The sequence below is a fragment of the Blastopirellula sediminis genome (assembly GCF_020966755.1).
Taxonomy (GTDB): domain Bacteria; phylum Planctomycetota; class Planctomycetia; order Pirellulales; family Pirellulaceae; genus Blastopirellula; species Blastopirellula sediminis.
Map to the genome: position 1 here is coordinate 1078916 of NZ_JAJKFT010000010.1, position 18900 is coordinate 1097815.

An 18900-nucleotide genomic window follows, 5' to 3' on the forward strand; every position below is an offset into this window, starting at 1 on the left:
CCGCCTGATCCTATCAAGGATCAGAGATTGCTGCGAGTCTCTGCCACGATTGGCGGCTCTAGCAAGAACAATAGTGGGATAGCGGCCGCCGATCGCAGGAGCCAGGCGACGACAAAATAGGGAAAGTAGGCCTCCGGAGAGCTGCGAATCTCAACTGGAATGAGTTGGTTCGCCACATAGCCGTCGATCAAAGTCGAAACGGCGTAGACTACCCCGGTAAGTCCAAAATAGACGCTGAAATTCGCCGAGGCCTGTTTGGGGCCGGCGATCCGCATCATCATCGCCGCCAGCGAGACGTTGGTTCCCACGTAAGCGATTAGCGCCACATAGCTGGCGACATACCCCCAGACGCCTCCCAGATAGAGCAGCGGCGCCAGCGCGACGATCAGTTGACAGACGATCATCAAACCGCGACAGCCGAAGCGATCGACGATTCGCCCGCACCAGGTCGAAAGGAGCGGCTGACCAAGCCGCATTAGCGCGATGCTCCCCAAGACCAGCGATAGCGAAAGCCCCAGCGCCTTGTTCACGTAGCTCCAGCTGAGCGCATAAGAGACGCCGTTGGCCGCCGAGAAACAAATGCCGTACAGAAGCAGTCGCCGCAGCGGTTCGCTCTTCAGCAGCGCTTCGCCGGCGGCGAGCAAACGTGAAGCGCCGGCGCGCACCGGAGCATCGATCATCCAAATCAGCGGGATCGTCGACGCTCCCATAAAAAGCGCGCCGCCGGTCGCCAAAGCGAGCCGCAACGGCCACAACGGCGCATCGCCGTATTGCTGACGATACCAGACGTCAAACCCGCTGGTGACGACAAAGCCGACCAGTCGTCCCACGTTCAGCCACAGTTCCCGTCGGCCAGTGAAGCGTCCGTAATAGCGCCGCGGAACGATGACCGAGAACCAGCTCCAGAGGCAAATCGTCCCGAGGTATTCGCACAAGTGATAGAGACACCAGCAGACGACCAGCGCGGAACAGCTGATTGATTTGCTCGGCAGAACTCCGGGCCAAGCGGTCGCCGGCAACAGCAGTAGCATGATCACCGACGCAAAGTAGAAGCTTAAGCAGGGAAGCTTGTGTCCCCGAAAGCGCGACAGGATCTGAGGTCCGAACCACCGCAAAACGCCAGCAAGTTGCGGCGCGGCGAGGATCCAAGCGACCTGCGCGACGCTAGCGCCAAGCTCGTACGCCAGAAATGTGACCAGCGCCGTACTGATGATGCCGTTGCCCAGCGCCCATATCGTAGCGTTGGCGCTAGCCGCAGAGATAGCGCGGCGACGGTCGGCGGACGTGATCGAATCAGCGGCGAGCATGCGGCGGTTTCACGGAGACATTTCCCAGCAAGAGACTGCGAAATATACCCGCTCCGGCGGCCCGCGTCACTTCGCCGATTCGCCTTCCATGCGATAGATCGCCAAATGTTTCCCATCCGGCCCGAGATATTCTTTGATCTCGAAGATCCCTTCGATCGTGACGGGGCGAACGGTGAAGTCGACTCCGTCCCCTTTCATTTCGACCAGAATGCAGTCGTAGAGCGCCGCGCCGGGACCGAAGCAGCATTCCATGTTGTCGCGAACGAGGACGAACTGCTTGATGCCTCGCGATTCAAAGCTGGGAAGAATATAGCCGCGAATCCGAATCTTCTGGTTCCCCAGTTCTTCGATCTTCGGCGGCAACATCGACCGTGCAAACGGCTCTCCCTTTTCCATGTCAAAGGCGATGTCGTCGAACGTCAGATCTTGCACGCCCGGCTTGCGGGGAAGCGTTTTGTCGATGGCGAGCGCCTTGGACGGCTTCAGCGGCGAAGGCGTGCCGACGGTAGGAAGTGCGTTCTCGACGGCTTCCGGTTTCGCCGGCATATTGTCGCCGGCCTGGGTCGACGTCGGTTCGACGGCGGCGGACTCTTCGGTCTTCGGCTCTTCGACCGGCGGCTTCTCTTCTTCGATCGGTTTAACCGGCGGCGGATCACCGTCGAGCCCGGTCATGTTGGCAGAGTAGGGAGTCCCCTCAGGAGTCGTCGGCGCACAAGCGACGCAGAACAAGAGAATCGCAAAAGTCGAATTGCGGAACCACATAGGCAGGCTTTGAGGGGGGAAGGCGCTTACGTGACGTAATCGGCGTCGATCTCACTTGACGTAATCGGCGTCGATCTCATAGTAGACGCCGGTCAGGTCTTTGATTTGATGCAAGCTTTTGTTGATCGTCAACGTTCCCCCAATCTTGCGTCGATTGTAAGACCAGTCGACGCGAAGCGGCTCACGCAAGCGAACTTCGATCATGTCGGTCAGCTTCGGTTGGCCGCCGAAGCAGCAAGTGTCGAAGTCGGGAACCAATACGAAGCGGTTCAGACCTTCTTTTTGATCGTGAGGATAGACGTAGCCCGCGACCAACACCCGCTTGCCGTCGTACTTCCACGCCTTGTCCGGAACAACCGCGGTGCTTCCGAGGTCGGGCTGAAGCGAGCCGAAGGCCATCACTTCGTAACCTTCCGGAATGTTGACGTACTCTTCATAGTAATAGCGGCACGGGCTGACGACGAGCGCGATAGCGCTAAGAATCGTGCCGGCGATCGCGATGTTTTTTCCAGTGACTAGATCGCGATTGCGATCGACCGTTCGCGTGGCGAACAACCCGAAGCCGACGCCGATTACCGCCAACGGCAACAGCGAGATCGAGAAGATCGACAACAAGCTGAGGACGCCGACGATCAGCGCACCGACCGCGATGCCGCTGAGCGATCGGTAACGATCGTAATCAGGTTCGCCTTCGGGAGTTTGAGCTGGGGGGGAATCCAAAGTCGCAGTCATGTATCGATCAAATCGGGGTCGAAAAAAAGGGTCGCTTCGTGCGTCCTACGAAGAATCGCCCTCGATGACGATCCGCCGCCTGAATAGGGTTGGCCCGTTAGGCGCTCGGCGCCTGATAGGGACTTCGCAAGATCAGCCACATGCCGACCGCCAACAACAAACCGACGACCAGGGGAACCGTCACCAGGACGAGTCGGTTGGCGGACGGAGCTTCGAGTCCTTGCGGGTTTTGAATTGCATCGGCGAGCAAACGATCGCCGCGGGTCGCGAAACGTTCGGCGGCGCGGGCCGCCTCGGCTGCCGGAGCGGCCGTCGCTTCTTTCGCTTCGTCGGATGAGATCGCCGGCTTTTCGTTCGCGACTTCCCCTTCTTCCACTTCCATCGCCGGAGCGTCAGCCACGGCCGGAGAAGCGCCAGTCAGCGCTTCGGTGGTTGTCGCCGAGACGAGCTGCACGCCAACTTTGGCGTTGCTCAGGGCGAGCTGTTCCGCTTCACGCGACGGGGTGACGCCGGAGTTGCGGAACGGGAAGAAGGTCTGAGCCCGCTTCATCGCATCGGGATCGATCTTCTCGAGTTCGACCAGCGCTTCTTTCGCTTCCGGTTTGGGGCAAGCCATCAGGTAACGAATGACCGGAACGCGAACCCAGCTCGAATCGTCGTTGGCTTCCTTGAACAGCTTCGTCAGCTTGTCGATGACCGACCAATCTTCCCAACGAGCCAGGTCGACGATCACCAGGTCGGCCAGCGACGGGCGATCGAGCATCAAATGCAACCCTTGCAGCAGGCGCTCGCGCGGGATGATGTCGGTTTCGGTGCCGTGGAAGCGAATCGCCATGATCGCCGCGTAGGTGTCGGCGTATTCCGCTTCTTTGTCTTCCAGGAAGATCTGCTCGACCAGCGGCATGCCGTCCGCTCCGGCTAACGTCAGGTAGCAGCCGATCAGCGCGTCGAGACCCGCCTTCTTCTTGCGGTCGTCGCTCTTGAGCAGCGATTCAAGGAACGGCAGATCGTCTTTGCTGCCGCAAACGCCCAACATCGTGAAGTAGAGCCGGCGATGGTTCGCTTGCAGGTCGTCGTTCTTCAGCCACTCGATCAGCTGGTCATGATTCATGTCCCCCTTCATCGAGTGCAGCCAGTCGTACGGCGCTTTGGCGAATTCGTCGTAAGCGTCGCGGGACGCCATGTCGTCTTTTCCTTCCAGGTAATTCTGGAAGTAGAGGAGACGATGGTAGTCGTCTTTCGGCTGTTTGATCGAGCCGAGAATGTAGTCGACGGTCGAGTCTTCCAGCAGCGTCGGCGTCGACCACATCAGGTTGGTCGGGTCCGAGCCGAGAATCAGAAATTTGCGTCCAGCGCGACCTTCGCCGTAGTAGAGCGTTTCGACCGACTTGGCGTCGTTCAAATGCTCTTTCCCTTTCAGGACCTGCGTAATGATGAAGTTCGCCTTCACGCCGCCGACGCTCGGATCAGGCGCCGTGGCCGGCGTCTTTTCGAGCGTGGCGATCAGCGCCACGTCCATCGAATCGATCTCTTCCGAGAAGGTCTGCGAAACCGCAGCGCAAAATGGACACGCGGTCGCCGTCGACAGCGGAGCCGTAGCCAACACCGTCAGCATCAACATCCAGATCAAAACAGAGCGCATCGACTACTCGCAGGCAGGGGGGGGAGGGATCAATCGCCGAGCGATTCGGCCACGTCGGTCTTATAAGCAGTATACGCCGGCAGGAAACCAACCAGCACCGCCAAAAGTATCAGCCCGGGAATGATCAGCAGCTCCAGGCTGAGCAGGCCCCGCAGGAAGGTGGGCAACGAGTTTATTATTGCGGGTCCAATCCGCGCTTCAAGCGACATCGGCAGGGGGGCCATGTCAAAAAAGCCGATCGAAACGCCGGTTTTCGCTTCAATCATCGGGCTAGCGAGGGCCATCATCCCGTGCCCAATCGCCCAGCCGATCAAACCGCCCCCAACCGACAGAATGACCGATTCGAGCAGCACAACGCTCATTACCGTGCCGCGGCTGGCCCCCAAGGCACGCATCACCGCAATTTCATGCTTGCGGTCGTTCATCGAGTTGTAAATGCTTACCAGAATTGAGATTCCGGAAACAATGCAGATCAAAACGGTGATCACCAGCAGCAGGGTCTGAATCGGCGAAACGATCATCTCGAAGAGATTCGTGATTTCCAGAACCGGCAGCACCACTTGGGCGACATTTCCCTCGTTGACGGCGTTCCTGATGAAAATCGGCGAAAACGGATCGTTGGTCCGGATCAGGACCGCCGTCACTTCTCGCTGGTCGATCGGCAGCGGAGAGCGGCGGAGCTTCGCTTCTTTTTTGGTTTCGGGAGAGGATTCGGGCGCGTCGTCGTCGACCGGTTTGGCGTGCCCCTCCATCAAATAGAAGCCTTCCATATTGATGAAGACCCCCCGATCGTTCGGCGTGCCGGAGGGTTCGAGGATGCCGACCACGATAAACGGCGACTCTTCGTGAGCGTGCCCTTCGTCCGATCCGTGCGAAGCGGCGATCTTGTCTCCCAACTTCAAACCGGTCTCGCGAGCGACGATCGAGCCGACGACCGCTTCGTAGTAGCCATGCTCTTCGTCCCAGACCTTGAAGTTGCGACCTTGGGCGAACTTGTAGCGGGGTTCTTCGTCGTCGTACGGATCGCGGAACAGCTCAAAGAACTTCGGCAGCGTGCCGATCACGCGGAACCGTTTGTAGTAGTCGCCGAGACAGACCGGAATTGCGAAGTCGGTGCTCTGCGCGTACTTGCCGTCCTTTAGCTCGCTGAGCACGTCCGGAGACATCAGCGACAATTCTTCCCGCTGCTGATCGGCGGAGAGGAACTGCTGATAGAAGGTGTATGGAATGTTTTCGACCGGCTCGCTCAGGTAGTAGGTCGTATTGAGGACCAACTGCAGCTTCCCCCCTTTGGCGCCGGCGATCAAACCGTAGCCCAGGTTCGAGTTCCCCATGAACGAGCGGGAAACCATGCCGTAGGTCAACAAAACCCCGGTCACCAGCGCAACCCCCATCGCCATCGACAGGGCCGTCAAACTGGAAGCGAGCGCCCGCTGGGTGACGCTGCGCCATGCAATCGCCCACCGCGTCATGTCGTCACCTTGCTCATCTTGTTGATTTCGTCGAGACGTTCGACCCGGTCGAACTGCGCGGCCACTTCCATCGAGTGCGTCACCATCATCAAGGCGATCTTCTCTTCGTTACAGGTTTGGCGAATCAGGTCGATGATCGACTGCTGGTTTGCGGGATCGACGTTCGCCGTCGGTTCATCCGCCAACAGCAAGCGAGGGCGATTCGCCAAGGCGCGGGCCACGGCGACGCGCTGCTGTTCGCCGACCGACATCGTCTTTGGTTTGTGCGTCATCCGGTGCGACAGACCGACGCGTTCGAGCAATTGAACCGCGCGATTGCGATCAGCTCCGCGTCCCGAGAACGACATCCCCAACAGGACGTTCTCCAGCGCCGTAAAGGCAGGCAGCAGATTGAACGTTTGGAAGACGTAACCGATCTTCTCGGCCCGCAACTTGTCGCGTCCTTGTTCCGAAAGCCGGCGGAGATCGAGACCGTCGATCATGATCTTGCCGGAGTCGGCGTGGCTGATTCCCGAAATGACGTGCAGCATCGTCGTTTTGCCGCAGCCGCTCCGTCCGACGAGGATCATCTGCTCGCCGTCAGATAGCTCAAATCGGGGGATAACAAGGATCGGGAGGAGCTGACCATTTGGCTCCACGTACGATTTTTTGACGTTTTCCAGCAGCAGCATGTCGCTTGTCTGTCTAACGTTAGAGCCATGAAAAAGAACGGGGAGACGCTCATTTCGAGCGACTTTGGCCGATCCGGGAAACCATTTATTGAAGTTCACTCGGCTCATGTCGTCCAGAGCCGGGAGGGGGCTTTTTGCAAATCAATTGTAAAAACTTAACTACGGCGTCGCTAGCAAAAAGGTTCGCAGCGATCTTCCCAACAGGGTAAACTCGTCTTTCCTCCTCCAATTCTCCCGTACCAACACCAAGCCGAGCCCTGCCCATGACACGCTACGGATTCCCGCTCTTGCTCCTGCTGGCCGCTTCGATCTCTTTCGCCCACGCCGAGGACGCGGAAACGTCTGACAGGTTAATCGCCCAGCCAGGGGTCGTATCGGTGGAATACCTTACAGAGGGCGCACCGCACGACAGTTGTCATGCGTCGACGATCGCCCAAACGAAAAATGGTTTGGTCGCCGCCTGGTTCGGCGGAACGCGTGAAGGCGCCAAGGATGTCGGGATCTTTTTCAATCGCCAGATCGACGGCAAATGGGGCAAACCGGTAGAAGTCGCTAACGGCGTGCAGTATGTGACTCCGGACGGAAAAGAATATCGCCATCCCTGCTGGAACCCGGTCCTGCACCAGGTCGCAGACGGCGACTTGATGCTCTTCTATAAGTGCGGACCTTCGCCCAGCACGTGGTGGGGCATGCTGATGACTTCCAGTGATGGCGGGAAAGCCTGGAGCGAACCGCACCGACTGCCGGAAGGAATCGACGGTCCGGTGAAAAACAAACCGATCGTGCACGATGGACAGCTGGTTTGTCCGTCGAGCAGCGAGAACGACGGCTGGCGTCTCCATCTCGAAATGACCTCCGATCTGGGGCGCACTTGGACCCGCGTCGGCCCGCTGAACGAAGGACACAAGGTTGGCGCGATTCAACCGAGCGTGCTCGTCCATCCGGATGGTCGCTGGCAAATCCTGGCCCGCGATCGCAATGGCGACGGCAACGTCTGGTCGACCTGGAGCGACGATCAGGGAATCACGTGGAGCCCGCTCCAATCGAGCGGACTCCCCAATCCCAATTCCGGGACGGATGCGGTGATGCTGGCCGACGGCCGCGCGCTGTTGGTCTACAACCATACGCATCGCACTGGCTCTTTCCCGAGCGGGCGCAACATGCTTAACGTCGCCGTCAGCAAAGATGGCAAAGCGTGGGAAGCGGCCCTGTTGCTCGAAAAGAGTCCCGGCGAATACTCGTATCCGGCCGTGATTCAAACGCCGGACGGCCTGGTCCACATCACCTACACCTGGCAGCGTAAAAAAGTCCGCCACGTGACGGTCGATCCGACGAAGTTGCAAACCAAGCCGATCGTCGAGAGCGTTTGGCCTACTTCGAGCTAAGCTCGAACGGGATGTCGTTCTTACCTGCGCTTACCGTCGCGGTCAGTCCCGACGTGCGCGGGTTGGAATACTTCTTCGGCACGTGATAAGTCAGCTTCGGCATTTTCGGCGCGACGGGTCCATCTTCCGGCGTTTCCTCCGCCGTCGACTTGGCGATGCTGACCATGTACTCGCCCGAAAGCGTTCCGCCGTTGATCGGCGCCGACATGCCCGCGCCTGGCATCACGACCGTCAGTTCGTAGCGTCCTGCGGCGTTCGTAAAACCATTGGCCGGCGTCCCGACTTCTTTCGTGGTCGGAGAAAACATGACGGTCGCTCCTTGTACCGGCGCGCCGTCCAGCGTCACAATGCCGGCGACGTATTCCGTCTTCAGCATCCCGGCATCTGATCCGCATCCGCCAATCACGCTGAGAAGAAGAAAGAGCGATCCGATCCGGATCGTAGATTGGATAGACATAGCGTTCCCCTAGGTTCGACGTTCTCTGTCCCGATAATGAGCAGCCTGCGCGGCAATCGCCAGGCTGCGAAGAACGACTATTGCACTGGGCTACGGCAGCTCGACCACTTCGCTGCCGGACGTGCTTCCCAAAGCGCCCCAGACGCCATAGTAAGAAGGGCCGCTGTAGGTCGTGGAAGAAGGAGCTTGCGTCGGATCGCCGGCGTCGATCGTATCCGGCATGAACTTGACGCTGCCGTCGCCGAACAAGACGTTAACTCCGCCGGGATGATAACTGCTGGCGGTCGGAAGCGCGAGGTTTTCGGGATCGAAGTTCGCACAGGTGGGAGAGTTGGGCGCCAGGATCGGGATCCATTGCGTGTAGATGGTTTGGCCGCATGCCCACCGCGAACCGTTCGTGTAGGCGGTGCCGGAGTTGTAATAGTCGCCGAGCAACATGTTGTTCGCGCCGCGGCGCGCCGTGCACAAGCTGGGGGGCGAACCTTCCGAAGCGCCGACGTTGGTCGCGATCCCGGTGCTCACCAGGTTGCTTTTCCAAGTCCCGAGACGAATCTCGGAGACGAACATCGTGTTGCTCGAACCGTCGACCAGATCACGAAAACCCCGACGATTCAGGTATTGCTTGCAAAAGGGGCCGCGGCATTCCGGACGGTTCCAGCTGATCCACTGATCGCCGCGGTTGCAGCGATAGCTGGTCGGCGTCAGACCGCTTTGCGTTACCGTGTTGGTTTCCGACGGACAAACGATAAAGGGAATCGGTCGCGTGAGCACGCCGACGTCGGTGCTCCAGGGAGTTTTCCCGGCGTTAACGGCGGTCGTGATGAATTCGTCGTAGAGATTCTGTTGCTCCATGAACGGCATCAACACCGTCAGATAGCTCCACTGCTTGGCGGCGCCGGGCCAAGAGGCGTCGCTGTTGGCGTCGCCTGCGATGGTGTGATTTTTGAACTGAAACTGATACGTTCCGCCGGGGAACGTTTCGTACGTGTCATGGTGATTGTGCAGCGCCAAACCAAGTTGCTTCAGTTGGTTGGTGCATTGCATGCGTCGCGCCGCTTCGCGGGCTTGTTGAACTGCCGGTAAGAGAAGTGCGATCAAAACTCCAATGATGGCGATTACGACCAACAACTCGACAAGCGTAAAACCTCGATTCCGGAAAGACATAGAAGGAAGACTCCGAAAAAAGGTAACGACCAGCTCGATCGCTTTCGACGTTTGTTCATCTTCGCGATCACGTCCACGACAAAAAGATCGAGATGAATTTTGGACGCAATGTTAGGGTTACATGGGAATGGTTACCTATCAATACTGTTTTGGGGTTTTTATCCACAAAATACCTGCAGTTTCACCACCCTCCTCCAGGCCGCTCTCAATTCGACCACGATCTTTGTCGCCGTCCCGCAGCGGGTAGAGTCGCGACGCCGTTAATCGATGGCAAGAAAAAATAACGCCGAGGCGTGTTACTGCGCCTCGGCGTTCCGTAAATCTGCTTTTGCCGCGTATCGCGTGCGTTACTTCGACTTCAAGTCGAAATCCTTCTTGTTGATCCCCGGGGCGACGTCGAGCGTCAGTTCCGATTTCATGTTGTAGCGAGCCGGGACGATCGACTTGGTGATGTCCATCTGCGGGCTGTCCGCTTCGCCGGCGTAGGCGGCCCGCTGACCGACGACTTTCGACGCCGAGATTTCGACCCGCTTCGTACCAAGCGGCGCCCGCATTTTGTAGACGCCGTTTTCAATCCGCTCGCCGGCGGTTGGCGTTTCGCCATCGAGCGGAACCAACGAAATCACGCCGTTTTCTATGGGCTGCCCGTCAAGCGTCACCGTACCTTCTACCATCGCATATCCATCGTCGCCGCCGCAGCCGGTCAGGCAGACGACGCCGATCAGCAGCGCCGCACAGGCGCAACCGATGTTGATTGTTTTCCACATCGTGCTTGTCGCTCCTCAATATTGCTCAGGCAGGGTAGGTCACGTCGGCGGAAGCGACATTACGGAAGTTGCAACGTTTCGTTGCCGGCGGTGGAACCGACCGCGTGCCATACGTTGGCTGAGATCGTTTCTCCGACAAACCTCACGGAGCCGTCCGCTAAGAGGACGTTCACGCCGCCTGGATGTTGGCTGCGAGCCGTGATGTAGAGGGGCGAAGAACCAGTGACGCACGGCGGATTGGGCGCCGTGTTGGTGCAGAACTGCGGAGCGTCGACGCCGCTGTTGGGCGTATTGTTGGTCATGAACGAACAGCCTGGTCCGTCGTCATTAAAGATGTCGCCGCGCGAGTCCCAGTTCGTCTCTTGCGCCATGATGATCTCGGACATCAGCAGCGTGTTCGACAAACCATCGGTAAAGTTGGCGAAATCGCGGGGCTTTTGATTGCGGGCAAAAGGCGCCGTTTGACCTTCGGGATTCGTCGCGCCGGTGTTACCGAAGTTCACCACGTAATTGCCGCGCGAGCGCCAATAGGCGTCCCCTTTCCAGTAGGTCGCCCCTTTTTCGCTGGGGCAGAAGTAGAGGTCGATCTGCTGTGTGCAGAGGCCGGTCGTCGCGTTTTGCGTGATGTGGTTATGGGCCGGTGAGGTGCTGTTGGTATAAAACGGCTGGTCCTGCAGATACTTGTCGGCCAGCGCCGATTGCTCGATCTGCGCCCAGATTTCGACGACCCAGGTATGTCGCGGCGAGTTGGATGCGCCAACCGGCAAGACCTTGTAGACGTCGTGGCGATTGTGCATCGCCAATCCATACTGCTTGAAGTTGTTCATGCATTGTCCGCGTCGCGCCGCTTCCCGCGCTTGCTGCACTGCCGGCAACAATAACGCGATCAGCACGCCGATGATCGCAATGACCACCAACAATTCGACGAGGGTGAAGCCAGGTCTGGTCGCTTTCATGGCAAAGCCTCTGGGTTCGGGTCGAAGAGAAGAAGAATGAGATAAATCCCGCCCTAACAGAAGGAATATCGGCTTTCCGAAATTGTGAAGACGATACTTAGCCAATAAATCAGATTAGTTTTATATTTTCAAGAAAAATCGCTTAGCTTAGTCGACTATTTCTCGATTGAAGAACTCTCGACCTCAGATTTCCGATTTCTCGGGATCGTCTTCGCTGTTCGCTGGTAGGTAGATGGCGACCGACAAAACGCCAATTCCATCGAACAAGCGGTTCTGCGATCGAGTGAACGCCATCGTCTCCACGACATCGGCATCCCGGTCCCCATTTGCCGACCAACCTCCAAAGCGGCGACGCGGACGGGACGTTGTTGTCGTTCTCTTTGAAGCGAACAACGTTGGCGGAAACAGAAATGTCGACGCTGACGGTACTTCCGACCCGTTGCCACTATACAGACGTCCCCTAGAATAAAGAGTTTGCCTAACTTTTTGCCGAACCGACGCATGGATGGGCCCTTATGCCGGTAACCGATATCGAGATCAAAGGCGCACGCGAACACAATCTCCGCGACGTCTCTCTCGTTCTTCCCCGGAACAAGCTGATCTGCCTGACCGGCGTCAGCGGCAGCGGCAAGAGTTCGCTCGCGTTTGATACCGTCTACGCCGAAGGGCAGCGGCGGTACGTCGAAAGCCTGTCGAGCTATGCGCGGCAATTCATGGGGCAAATGCCCAAGCCCGAAGTCGACTACATCGGCGGGCTGACCCCGTCGATCTCCATCTCGCAAAAGACGACCGGCAACAATCCTCGCAGCACCGTCGGCACGATCACCGAGATCAACGACTTTCTCCGCATCCTGTACGCCCGCATCGGCAAAGGGCATTGCACGCAGTGCGGCAAGGCGCTGACCGCGCAAACGCGGGAACAGATCCTCGAGCATATCCTCGCGATGGAGGAAGACTCGCAGATCGTGATCCTGGCGCCGCTGATCCGCGGCCAGAAGGGGGAACACAAGGATCTGTTCATCGACCTGCTAAAGCAGGGGTTCGTCCGCGCGCGGGTCGACGGCCGGATCATCAACTTGACTGACGATCTAATGCTCGATCGTCAGCTGCGCCACAACATCGAGCTGGTCGTTGATCGTTTGACGATCAAGCCGAGCGTTCGCGGTCGTCTGGCCGAAGCGGTCGAGCTGGCGATGAAGATGGGCGAAGGAAGCCTGATCGTCGCGCCGCGCGTCGATGAACAAGAAGACGAAGCCCCTTCCATCGAAGAAGCGGAAGAAGAAGCGCCGGACGCTCCGCCCAAAAAGAAGTCCCGTGCCCGCAAACAAAAGAAGACCGAAGTCGCCGGCGACATGATGTTCTCGGTCGACTACGCCTGCGTCGATTGCGGCGTCTCGTTCGATCCGCCGACTCCGCAGCTCTTCAGCTTTAACAGCCCTCAGGGGATGTGCCCGGTCTGCGACGGTCTCGGTCAGATCTACACGTTCGATCCCGAACTGCTCGTCCCTGACGTCACGCTGACGTTCAAAAAGGGCGCCGTCGAGATCCTGGGGAAATGGTCCGACCTCGGTCGCTGGAAGCGTCACATCTACAAAGGGGTCGCCGAGACGATGGAGCGGAAGCTCAATCTCGACGCCGGCGCCTTTCTCGATACGCCGTGGCGCGAAATGGACGAGCAGGTGCAAAACGTCCTGCTCTATGGCGCCGGTGATCAACACATCACCTTTACCTGGCGAGCCGGCTCGTCGCCGCAAAAGTATGGCGGCACCTACGACGGCATCGTCGCCGACCTGCTAGAAAAATACCGGAGCAGCAACTCCAAGCCGCAACTGCGTCAGCTGGAAAAGTACATGTCGACGATCGGCTGCCCTGACTGCGGCGGCCAGCGACTCAACCCGCAAGCGCGACACGTTAAGCTCGGCACGCAAAGCAAAACGTTCCAAGAGAAGCCGGAACTGTCGCTGCCGGAAGTCTCCGATCTGTCGATTCAAGACGCAATCGAGTTCTTCGCGCATCTTGATCTCGACGCGATGTCGGAGAAGATCGGCGCCGAAGCGATCAAGGAAGTCCGTGGGCGACTTGGCTTTCTCGACAACGTCGGTCTCGAGTACCTCACCCTCAGCCGAACCGCGCCAACCCTCTCCGGCGGCGAGTCGCAGCGTATTCGCCTGGCTGGGCAAATCGGCTGCGGTCTGGTCGGCGTCACCTATATCCTGGACGAACCGTCGATCGGTCTCCATCCGCGCGACAACGATCGCTTGCTGGCGACTTTGAACGACCTCCGCGATCTGGGGAACACCGTGCTGGTGGTCGAGCACGACGAAGATACGATGCGCGTCGCCGACCATGTGATCGACTTCGGTCCCGGCGCCGGCGTCCGCGGCGGTTATATCGTCGCCCAAGGTCTGGCCGAAGAAATCGCCGCCAACCCGAACAGCGTCACCGGTCAGTTTTTGGCCGGCACCGAAAAGATCGACGTCCCGACCACACGACGCCAGATCGGCGAGAAGAAGCTGACGATCGTCGGCGCCGCCGAGAACAACCTGAAGAACGTCAACGTCGAGATCCCGCTCGGCGGCTTCGTTTGCGTTACCGGCGTCAGCGGCAGCGGCAAGAGCAGCGTCGTCAACGACATCCTGGTCGAAGCGCTGCGCCGCGACCTGAATCATGGCCTCGGCGAACCGGGCGCCCATGAGCGGATCGACGGGCTCGAGCATCTCGACAAGATGATCGCGATCGACCAGTCGCCGATCGGCCGTACGCCGCGCAGCAACCCGGCGACCTACATCAAGGTCTTCGACGACATCCGTAACCTGTTCGCGCAGTTGCCCGAAGCGCGTCGTCGTGGTTACAAGCCGGGACGTTTCAGCTTTAACGTTGACGGCGGGCGCTGTTCGGCTTGCGAAGGGAACGGCGCCAACAAGTTGGAGATGGACTTCCTGGCCGATATTTGGGTCACTTGCCCCGTCTGCGAAGGACATCGCTTCAACCGCGAAACGCTGGAGGTTCGCTTCAAAGAGAAGTCGATCTCCGACGTCCTCGAAATGGACGTGCAGGAAGGGCTCGCGCTGTTTGAGAACGTCCCGACCATCGCCCACAAGCTGCAAACGCTGCATGATGTCGGTCTCGACTACATCAAGCTGGGGCAACCGTCGCCGACTCTCTCTGGGGGCGAAGCGCAGCGTATCAAGCTGGCGAAGGAGCTCGTGAAGCGCAGCACCGGCCGGACCCTCTATCTGCTCGACGAACCGACGACTGGTCTCCACTTCGCCGACGTGAAGATGCTGCTGAAAGTGCTGCATGCTTTCGCCGAGCAAGGGAACACGGTGCTGGTGGTCGAGCACAACCTGGACGTGATCAAAACGGCCGACTGGTTGATCGACATGGGGCCCGAAGGGGGCTCTTCTGGCGGCCGAGTCGTCGCTTGCGGTCCGCCCGAAGCGGTCGCCGAAGTCGCCGAGTCACACACGGGACAAGCTTTGAAAGCGGTGCTGGCCGGCAAGCAAAGCCGCGCCGTGACCGAGATCAAGCGAGCCGCCAAAGCGGCTCAGCAAAAGCGCGATCAAAAAGCGGCCAAGGTGATCGAAGTCCGCGGCGCCAAGATGCACAACCTGAAAGACGTCGACGCCCAGATCGACCGCGAGAAGATGACCGTCTTCTGCGGTCCGAGCGGCAGCGGCAAGAGCTCTTTGGCGATGGATACCATCTACGCCGAAGGGCAGCGCCGCTACGTCGAAAGCCTCAGCGCCTACGCGCGGCAGTTCGTCGGCCAGATGCAGAAGCCGAAAGTCGATCATATCGAAGGGCTCTCGCCGGCAATCGCGATCGAACAGAAGAACCTCGGCAACTCGCCCCGTTCGACCGTCGGTACGGTGACCGAAATCTACGACTACATCCGCGTCATGATGCCGCGGCTCGGTACGCCCTATTGCCCCGACTGCGAAGTCCCGATCAGCACGCAAACCTCGTCGATGATCACCGACAAGATCTTGAGCGAGCCGGCCGAGACGAAGCTCTTTCTGATGGCGCCGATCGCGCTTGACGTCGGGCAGCAATACTCGGAGCTGTGGGAAGATCTGAAGGCGACCGGCTATCAGCGTATTCGCGTCGACGGCGTCGTTCATACGCTCGACAAGCCGCCGAAGATCGATCGTCGCCGCCATCACGACGTCGAAGTGGTGGTCGACCGTATCTCCGTCAAAGAAGAGTCGCGGAGTCGTATCGCCGACAGCGTCGAGAACGGCCTGAGCCTCGGCGGCGGCTTCTTGCATGTCGCCTACGTCGACGACAAACTGCCGGAACACCGCTGGCGGGTGAAGCGGCATAGCCAGAAGTTGTCATGCGGCCAGTGCGATCGCAGCTTCGATCAACTCTCGCCTCACAACTTCTCGTTCAACAGTCAACTTGGTTGGTGCCCGGACTGCGAAGGGCTGGGAACGCAAACCGGCGCCGATCCGACAGCGCTGCTCAGCGATCCGAAGCTCACCTTGCGCGAAGGCGCCCTGAAACTATGGCCAGGCGTTCATCACGACATTTCGGTCAAGATGCTCGAAGCTCTTTCGGCCTCGGCCGGCGTGCCGCTCGATACGCCGTTTGATCGACTCAGCAGTCGTCATCGTCGCGTCCTGTTGCACGGAACCGGCGATGAATGGTTTGACGTGCGCGACGGCGATGATCATGCGAAGCGTCCTCTGTTCCGCTTCCAGTTCAAAGGGTTGTACCCGGCGCTCGAAGAAGCGTCGCGTCTCTCCCCGGCGTTCCGCATGCAATTGGAAAGCCTGGTCGCCGAAGTCGAATGCACCACTTGCTGCGGCAGCCGACTGCGCGACGATTCGTCCGCCGTCCGGTTCCGCGATCAGACGGTCCTCGATATCTGCAGCATGCCGATGGGGCAGTTGCTCGATTTCATCCAAGGGTGGAAGCTGAAGAAGCGAGAAACCAAGATCGCCGGCGAAATCGTTCGCGAGTTGGAAAGCCGCGTTCAGTTCCTCTGCGACGTCGGTCTCGATTATCTCACGCTCCGCCGCACCGCGCCGACCCTTTCGGCCGGCGAAGCGCAGCGCATTCGTCTCGCCAGTCAGCTGGGGAGCGGACTTTGCGGGGTGCTGTACGTCCTCGACGAACCGACGATCGGTCTGCACCCCCGCGACAACCGCCGTTTGCTTTCGGCGCTCCATCGCTTGCGTGACCTGGGCAATACGCTGATCGTCGTTGAACACGACCATGAAGTGATCGAAGGAAGCGACAAGCTGCTCGACTTCGGTCCGCAGGCAGGCGTTAACGGCGGTACGGTCGTCGCGACCGGCACGCCGAAGCAAGTCGCCAAAGCGAAAGATTCGGTCACCGGCCCCTACATCAGCGGCAAGAAGGCGATTCCGGTTCCGTCGAATCGCCGCATGCCGTCGATCCGCAAATTGGCGGCGAAGGGAAAACCGTTTGAGCTCAGCTCGCCGACCGGCGAGTGGCTCGAAGTGGTCGGCGCACGGCACAACAACTTGCGTAACGTCAACGTTCGCTTCCCGCTTGGCAGCATGATCGCGATCGCCGGACCGAGCGGTAGCGGCAAAAGTAGCTTGATGCAGGAAGTGGTTTACAACTCGCTGGCCCGCACGCTGCATCGCGCTTCGACCACGCCAGGCGCCCATGACGCGATTCGCGGCATCGAAGCGATCAACAAGGTGATCCGCGTCGATCAACAGCCGCTCGGCAACTCGCCCAGCTCCAACGCCGCAACCTATACCGGCGTCTTCGACGTTATCCGCGATCTCTTCTCGCAACTTCCCGAAGCGAAACTGCGCGGTTACACGCCGCGGCGGTTCAGCTTTAACGTCGAAGGGGGACGCTGCGAAACGTGCGAAGGGATGGGGCAAAAATGTATTGAGATGCACTTCCTGCCGGACGTCTGGGTCACCTGCGAAACGTGCGACGGTCACCGTTACAACGATGAGACCCTTTCGGTCCGTTATCACGGCAAGTCGATCGCCGACGTGCTGGAGATGCCAATCGGTCAGGCGGTCACCCTGTTCGAGAACATCCCCAAGATCCGCCGCATCTTGCAGACGCTCTGCGACGTCGGGCTCGACTACGTCACGCTCGGCCAACCGGCGCCGACGTTGTCCGGCGGTGAAGCGCAGCGCGTAAAACTTGCGTCGGAATTGGCGCGGCCCGACACCGGCAAGACTCTGTACCTGCTCGACGAACCGACGACCGGGCTCCACTTTGAAGACCTGCGCAAGCTGCTCGACGTCTTCCATCGCCTGGTCGATTTGGGAAACACCGTCGTGGTGATCGAGCACAACCTCGACGTCATGAAGCAAGCGGACTGGATCCTCGAAATTGGTCCGGAAGCAGGCGCCGAAGGGGGTCGACTGGTCACGGCCGGAACGCCGGAAGATGTGGTCGACTACAGCAAAGCGTACGACAAGGGAGAAGAGCCGTATCGCTCGCACACCGGCGAAGCGCTGGCGCCCTTCTTGGCTGCAGGCCCGTACGAAGAACGTCGTCGCTTTGACGCGGCGGCGCTCGACGAAGAGCGGGAAGGGGATATGGAAATCGCCGACGTCGGTCGCGCTACGAAGATGCCGTGGGAAGTCGACGGCCGCCGTTGGCACACCAAAGATCGGGTCGGCCGCACCGGCGAAGCGTGCAACTGGGACGGCAAGGTTCTCGCGGCCGTGGTCGACAAGATCGTCGAGCTGGGCGACTTCAGCGACATCAACTGGAACTCGCGGAGCGTCGTCGAGATCTCGGGACTGAAGAAGAGCGACGGCTGGTTCTTCCACGCCATCACCGGCGAAACGTGGCTGCTGAAGATGAAGTTCCGCGTCGCCAAGGGGACGTTCGACCGGATGGAACTGCCAAGCCGGCTCGCGCTGCCGACCTTGAACGAACTGGAAGATCTGCCGATCTACAGCAACGAACCGCGCTGCAAAGTGAAGAACCTCCGCGGGCCGTTCCAGGAGATCGAAGTCCGCGCTCACACGTACGAAGAAATCAACCGCCCCGAGTTCTGGGAGTTCCTCGAACAAGCGGTCGCCGGCTTCCAAAAATACCTCGGCCAGATCAATCAAAACGTCGAAGACCACATGCCCTGGAAGAAGCTGGGGGAAAAGTGGCATCTGTCGCGGAAAGGTTTCCCGCCGGGCAAGAATCCGCAGTGGGATCCGAACGTACTTGAAGAGCTGCTCGCGCTGTTGGTCGACACGGCCGACGACGGCGAGATCCTCTGGAACAACCAGATGATCGTCAACGTAATGGCCTCCGGCGTCAGCGGATCATGGGCGAGCGTCACCAGCAAACGCCCGGAAGACGTTCGCCTGACGATTCGCGTTCCCCGCGGCGCGGTCGCACTGGGACGTATCGCCGGTCTGGGGCATGAGCCGGATATCGACGCCAAGAGCGATGGGGACGTGGTGAGGATCCACTTCCGCACCAGCGCCGATCTCGAAAAGGGAGACCTGGCCGAGTTCCTGCAGGAAACGCTGAGCGCTCTCGGCGAAGCGAGCGGACAAAAGAAGCTGTTTTGATCGCGAATGACTAATGTCTAATGACTAGTGAACAGGAAGAACTGCTCTCTTTCATTAGA

General features: G+C 59.4%; 12 protein-coding genes. 2 read left to right on the forward strand and 10 right to left on the reverse strand.

Translation table 11 applies throughout. The features are described 5' to 3' along the window. Positions 1–20: 20 nt before the first annotated feature. The 6 genes from LOC68_RS16000 to LOC68_RS16025 form a co-directional block, all read right to left on the reverse strand. Positions 21–1307, reverse strand: a complete 1287-nt coding sequence (locus LOC68_RS16000; protein ID WP_230220559.1) for an MFS transporter — start codon at positions 1305–1307, stop codon at positions 21–23. Positions 1308–1373: 66 nt separating this feature from the next. Then, a complete protein-coding gene (locus LOC68_RS16005) occupies positions 1374–2069 on the reverse strand; it encodes a DUF3299 domain-containing protein (RefSeq protein ID WP_230220561.1) in 696 nt (231 codons plus the stop codon). 51 nt (positions 2070–2120) lie between these two features. Continuing rightward, positions 2121–2801, reverse strand: coding sequence for a DUF4190 domain-containing protein (locus LOC68_RS16010; RefSeq protein ID WP_230220563.1), 681 nt, complete (start codon positions 2799–2801; stop codon positions 2121–2123). Between the two features lie 97 nt (positions 2802–2898). Continuing rightward, positions 2899–4443, reverse strand: a complete 1545-nt coding sequence (locus tag LOC68_RS16015) for a HEAT repeat domain-containing protein (protein WP_230220565.1) — start codon at positions 4441–4443, stop codon at positions 2899–2901. 29 nt (positions 4444–4472) lie between these two features. After that, a complete protein-coding gene (locus tag LOC68_RS16020; protein WP_230220567.1) occupies positions 4473–5915 on the reverse strand; it encodes an ABC transporter permease in 1443 nt (480 codons plus the stop codon). Then, complete coding sequence (locus tag LOC68_RS16025) at positions 5912–6586, reverse strand: ABC transporter ATP-binding protein (RefSeq protein ID WP_230220569.1); 675 nt, start codon at positions 6584–6586, stop codon at positions 5912–5914. Before LOC68_RS16025 ends, LOC68_RS16020 begins: the two co-directional genes overlap by 4 nt. 263 nt (positions 6587–6849) lie before the next feature. Between LOC68_RS16025 and LOC68_RS16030 the strand changes: the two genes are divergently transcribed. After that, positions 6850–7971: a sialidase family protein gene (locus LOC68_RS16030; RefSeq protein ID WP_230220571.1), complete on the forward strand. Its 1122-nt coding sequence runs from the start codon at positions 6850–6852 to the stop codon at positions 7969–7971. On the opposite strand, the gene LOC68_RS16035 is transcribed toward LOC68_RS16030, so the two are convergent. From LOC68_RS16035 to LOC68_RS16050, 4 genes are all read right to left on the reverse strand, one after another. Continuing rightward, positions 7958–8428 carry a carboxypeptidase-like regulatory domain-containing protein gene (locus LOC68_RS16035; RefSeq protein WP_230220573.1) on the reverse strand — a complete coding sequence of 157 codons (471 nt, stop codon included), beginning with the start codon at positions 8426–8428 and terminating at the stop codon, positions 7958–7960. The genes LOC68_RS16030 and LOC68_RS16035 overlap by 14 nt on opposite strands. A gap of 90 nt (positions 8429–8518) precedes the next feature. Then, on the reverse strand, positions 8519–9592 hold the full coding sequence (locus tag LOC68_RS16040) for a DUF1559 domain-containing protein (protein ID WP_230220575.1): 1074 nt from the start codon (positions 9590–9592) through the stop codon (positions 8519–8521). A 347-nt stretch (positions 9593–9939) separates the two neighbouring features. Beyond that, a complete protein-coding gene (locus LOC68_RS16045; RefSeq protein ID WP_230220577.1) occupies positions 9940–10359 on the reverse strand; it encodes a hypothetical protein in 420 nt (139 codons plus the stop codon). A 59-nt stretch (positions 10360–10418) separates the two neighbouring features. Beyond that, positions 10419–11315 carry a DUF1559 domain-containing protein gene (locus tag LOC68_RS16050; protein ID WP_230220579.1) on the reverse strand — a complete coding sequence of 299 codons (897 nt, stop codon included), beginning with the start codon at positions 11313–11315 and terminating at the stop codon, positions 10419–10421. 515 nt (positions 11316–11830) lie between these two features. Here LOC68_RS16050 and uvrA point away from each other — a divergent pair. After that, the gene (gene uvrA / locus LOC68_RS16055; protein ID WP_230220581.1) at positions 11831–18841 is read left to right on the forward strand and encodes an excinuclease ABC subunit UvrA; all 7011 of its coding nucleotides are present in this window, start codon (positions 11831–11833) and stop codon (positions 18839–18841) included. The last annotated feature ends 59 nt before the right edge of the window (positions 18842–18900 follow it).

What these genes read in the sequence shown, in the direction of transcription:
- uvrA (WP_230220581.1), top strand. Translation starts at nt 11,831, where the DNA reads ATGCCGGTAACCGATATCGAGATCAAAGGCGCACGCGAACACAATCTC.
- LOC68_RS16015 (WP_230220565.1), bottom strand. Translation starts at nt 4,443, where the DNA reads ATGCGCTCTGTTTTGATCTGGATGTTGATGCTGACGGTGTTGGCTACG.
- LOC68_RS16000 (WP_230220559.1), bottom strand. Translation starts at nt 1,307, where the DNA reads ATGCTCGCCGCTGATTCGATCACGTCCGCCGACCGTCGCCGCGCTATC.
- LOC68_RS16035 (WP_230220573.1), bottom strand. Translation starts at nt 8,428, where the DNA reads ATGTCTATCCAATCTACGATCCGGATCGGATCGCTCTTTCTTCTTCTC.
- LOC68_RS16040 (WP_230220575.1), bottom strand. Translation starts at nt 9,592, where the DNA reads ATGTCTTTCCGGAATCGAGGTTTTACGCTTGTCGAGTTGTTGGTCGTA.
- LOC68_RS16025 (WP_230220569.1), bottom strand. Translation starts at nt 6,586, where the DNA reads ATGCTGCTGCTGGAAAACGTCAAAAAATCGTACGTGGAGCCAAATGGT.
- LOC68_RS16045 (WP_230220577.1), bottom strand. Translation starts at nt 10,359, where the DNA reads ATGTGGAAAACAATCAACATCGGTTGCGCCTGTGCGGCGCTGCTGATC.
- LOC68_RS16030 (WP_230220571.1), top strand. Translation starts at nt 6,850, where the DNA reads ATGACACGCTACGGATTCCCGCTCTTGCTCCTGCTGGCCGCTTCGATC.
- LOC68_RS16005 (WP_230220561.1), bottom strand. Translation starts at nt 2,069, where the DNA reads ATGTGGTTCCGCAATTCGACTTTTGCGATTCTCTTGTTCTGCGTCGCT.
- LOC68_RS16020 (WP_230220567.1), bottom strand. Translation starts at nt 5,915, where the DNA reads ATGACGCGGTGGGCGATTGCATGGCGCAGCGTCACCCAGCGGGCGCTC.
- LOC68_RS16050 (WP_230220579.1), bottom strand. Translation starts at nt 11,315, where the DNA reads ATGAAAGCGACCAGACCTGGCTTCACCCTCGTCGAATTGTTGGTGGTC.
- LOC68_RS16010 (WP_230220563.1), bottom strand. Translation starts at nt 2,801, where the DNA reads ATGACTGCGACTTTGGATTCCCCCCCAGCTCAAACTCCCGAAGGCGAA.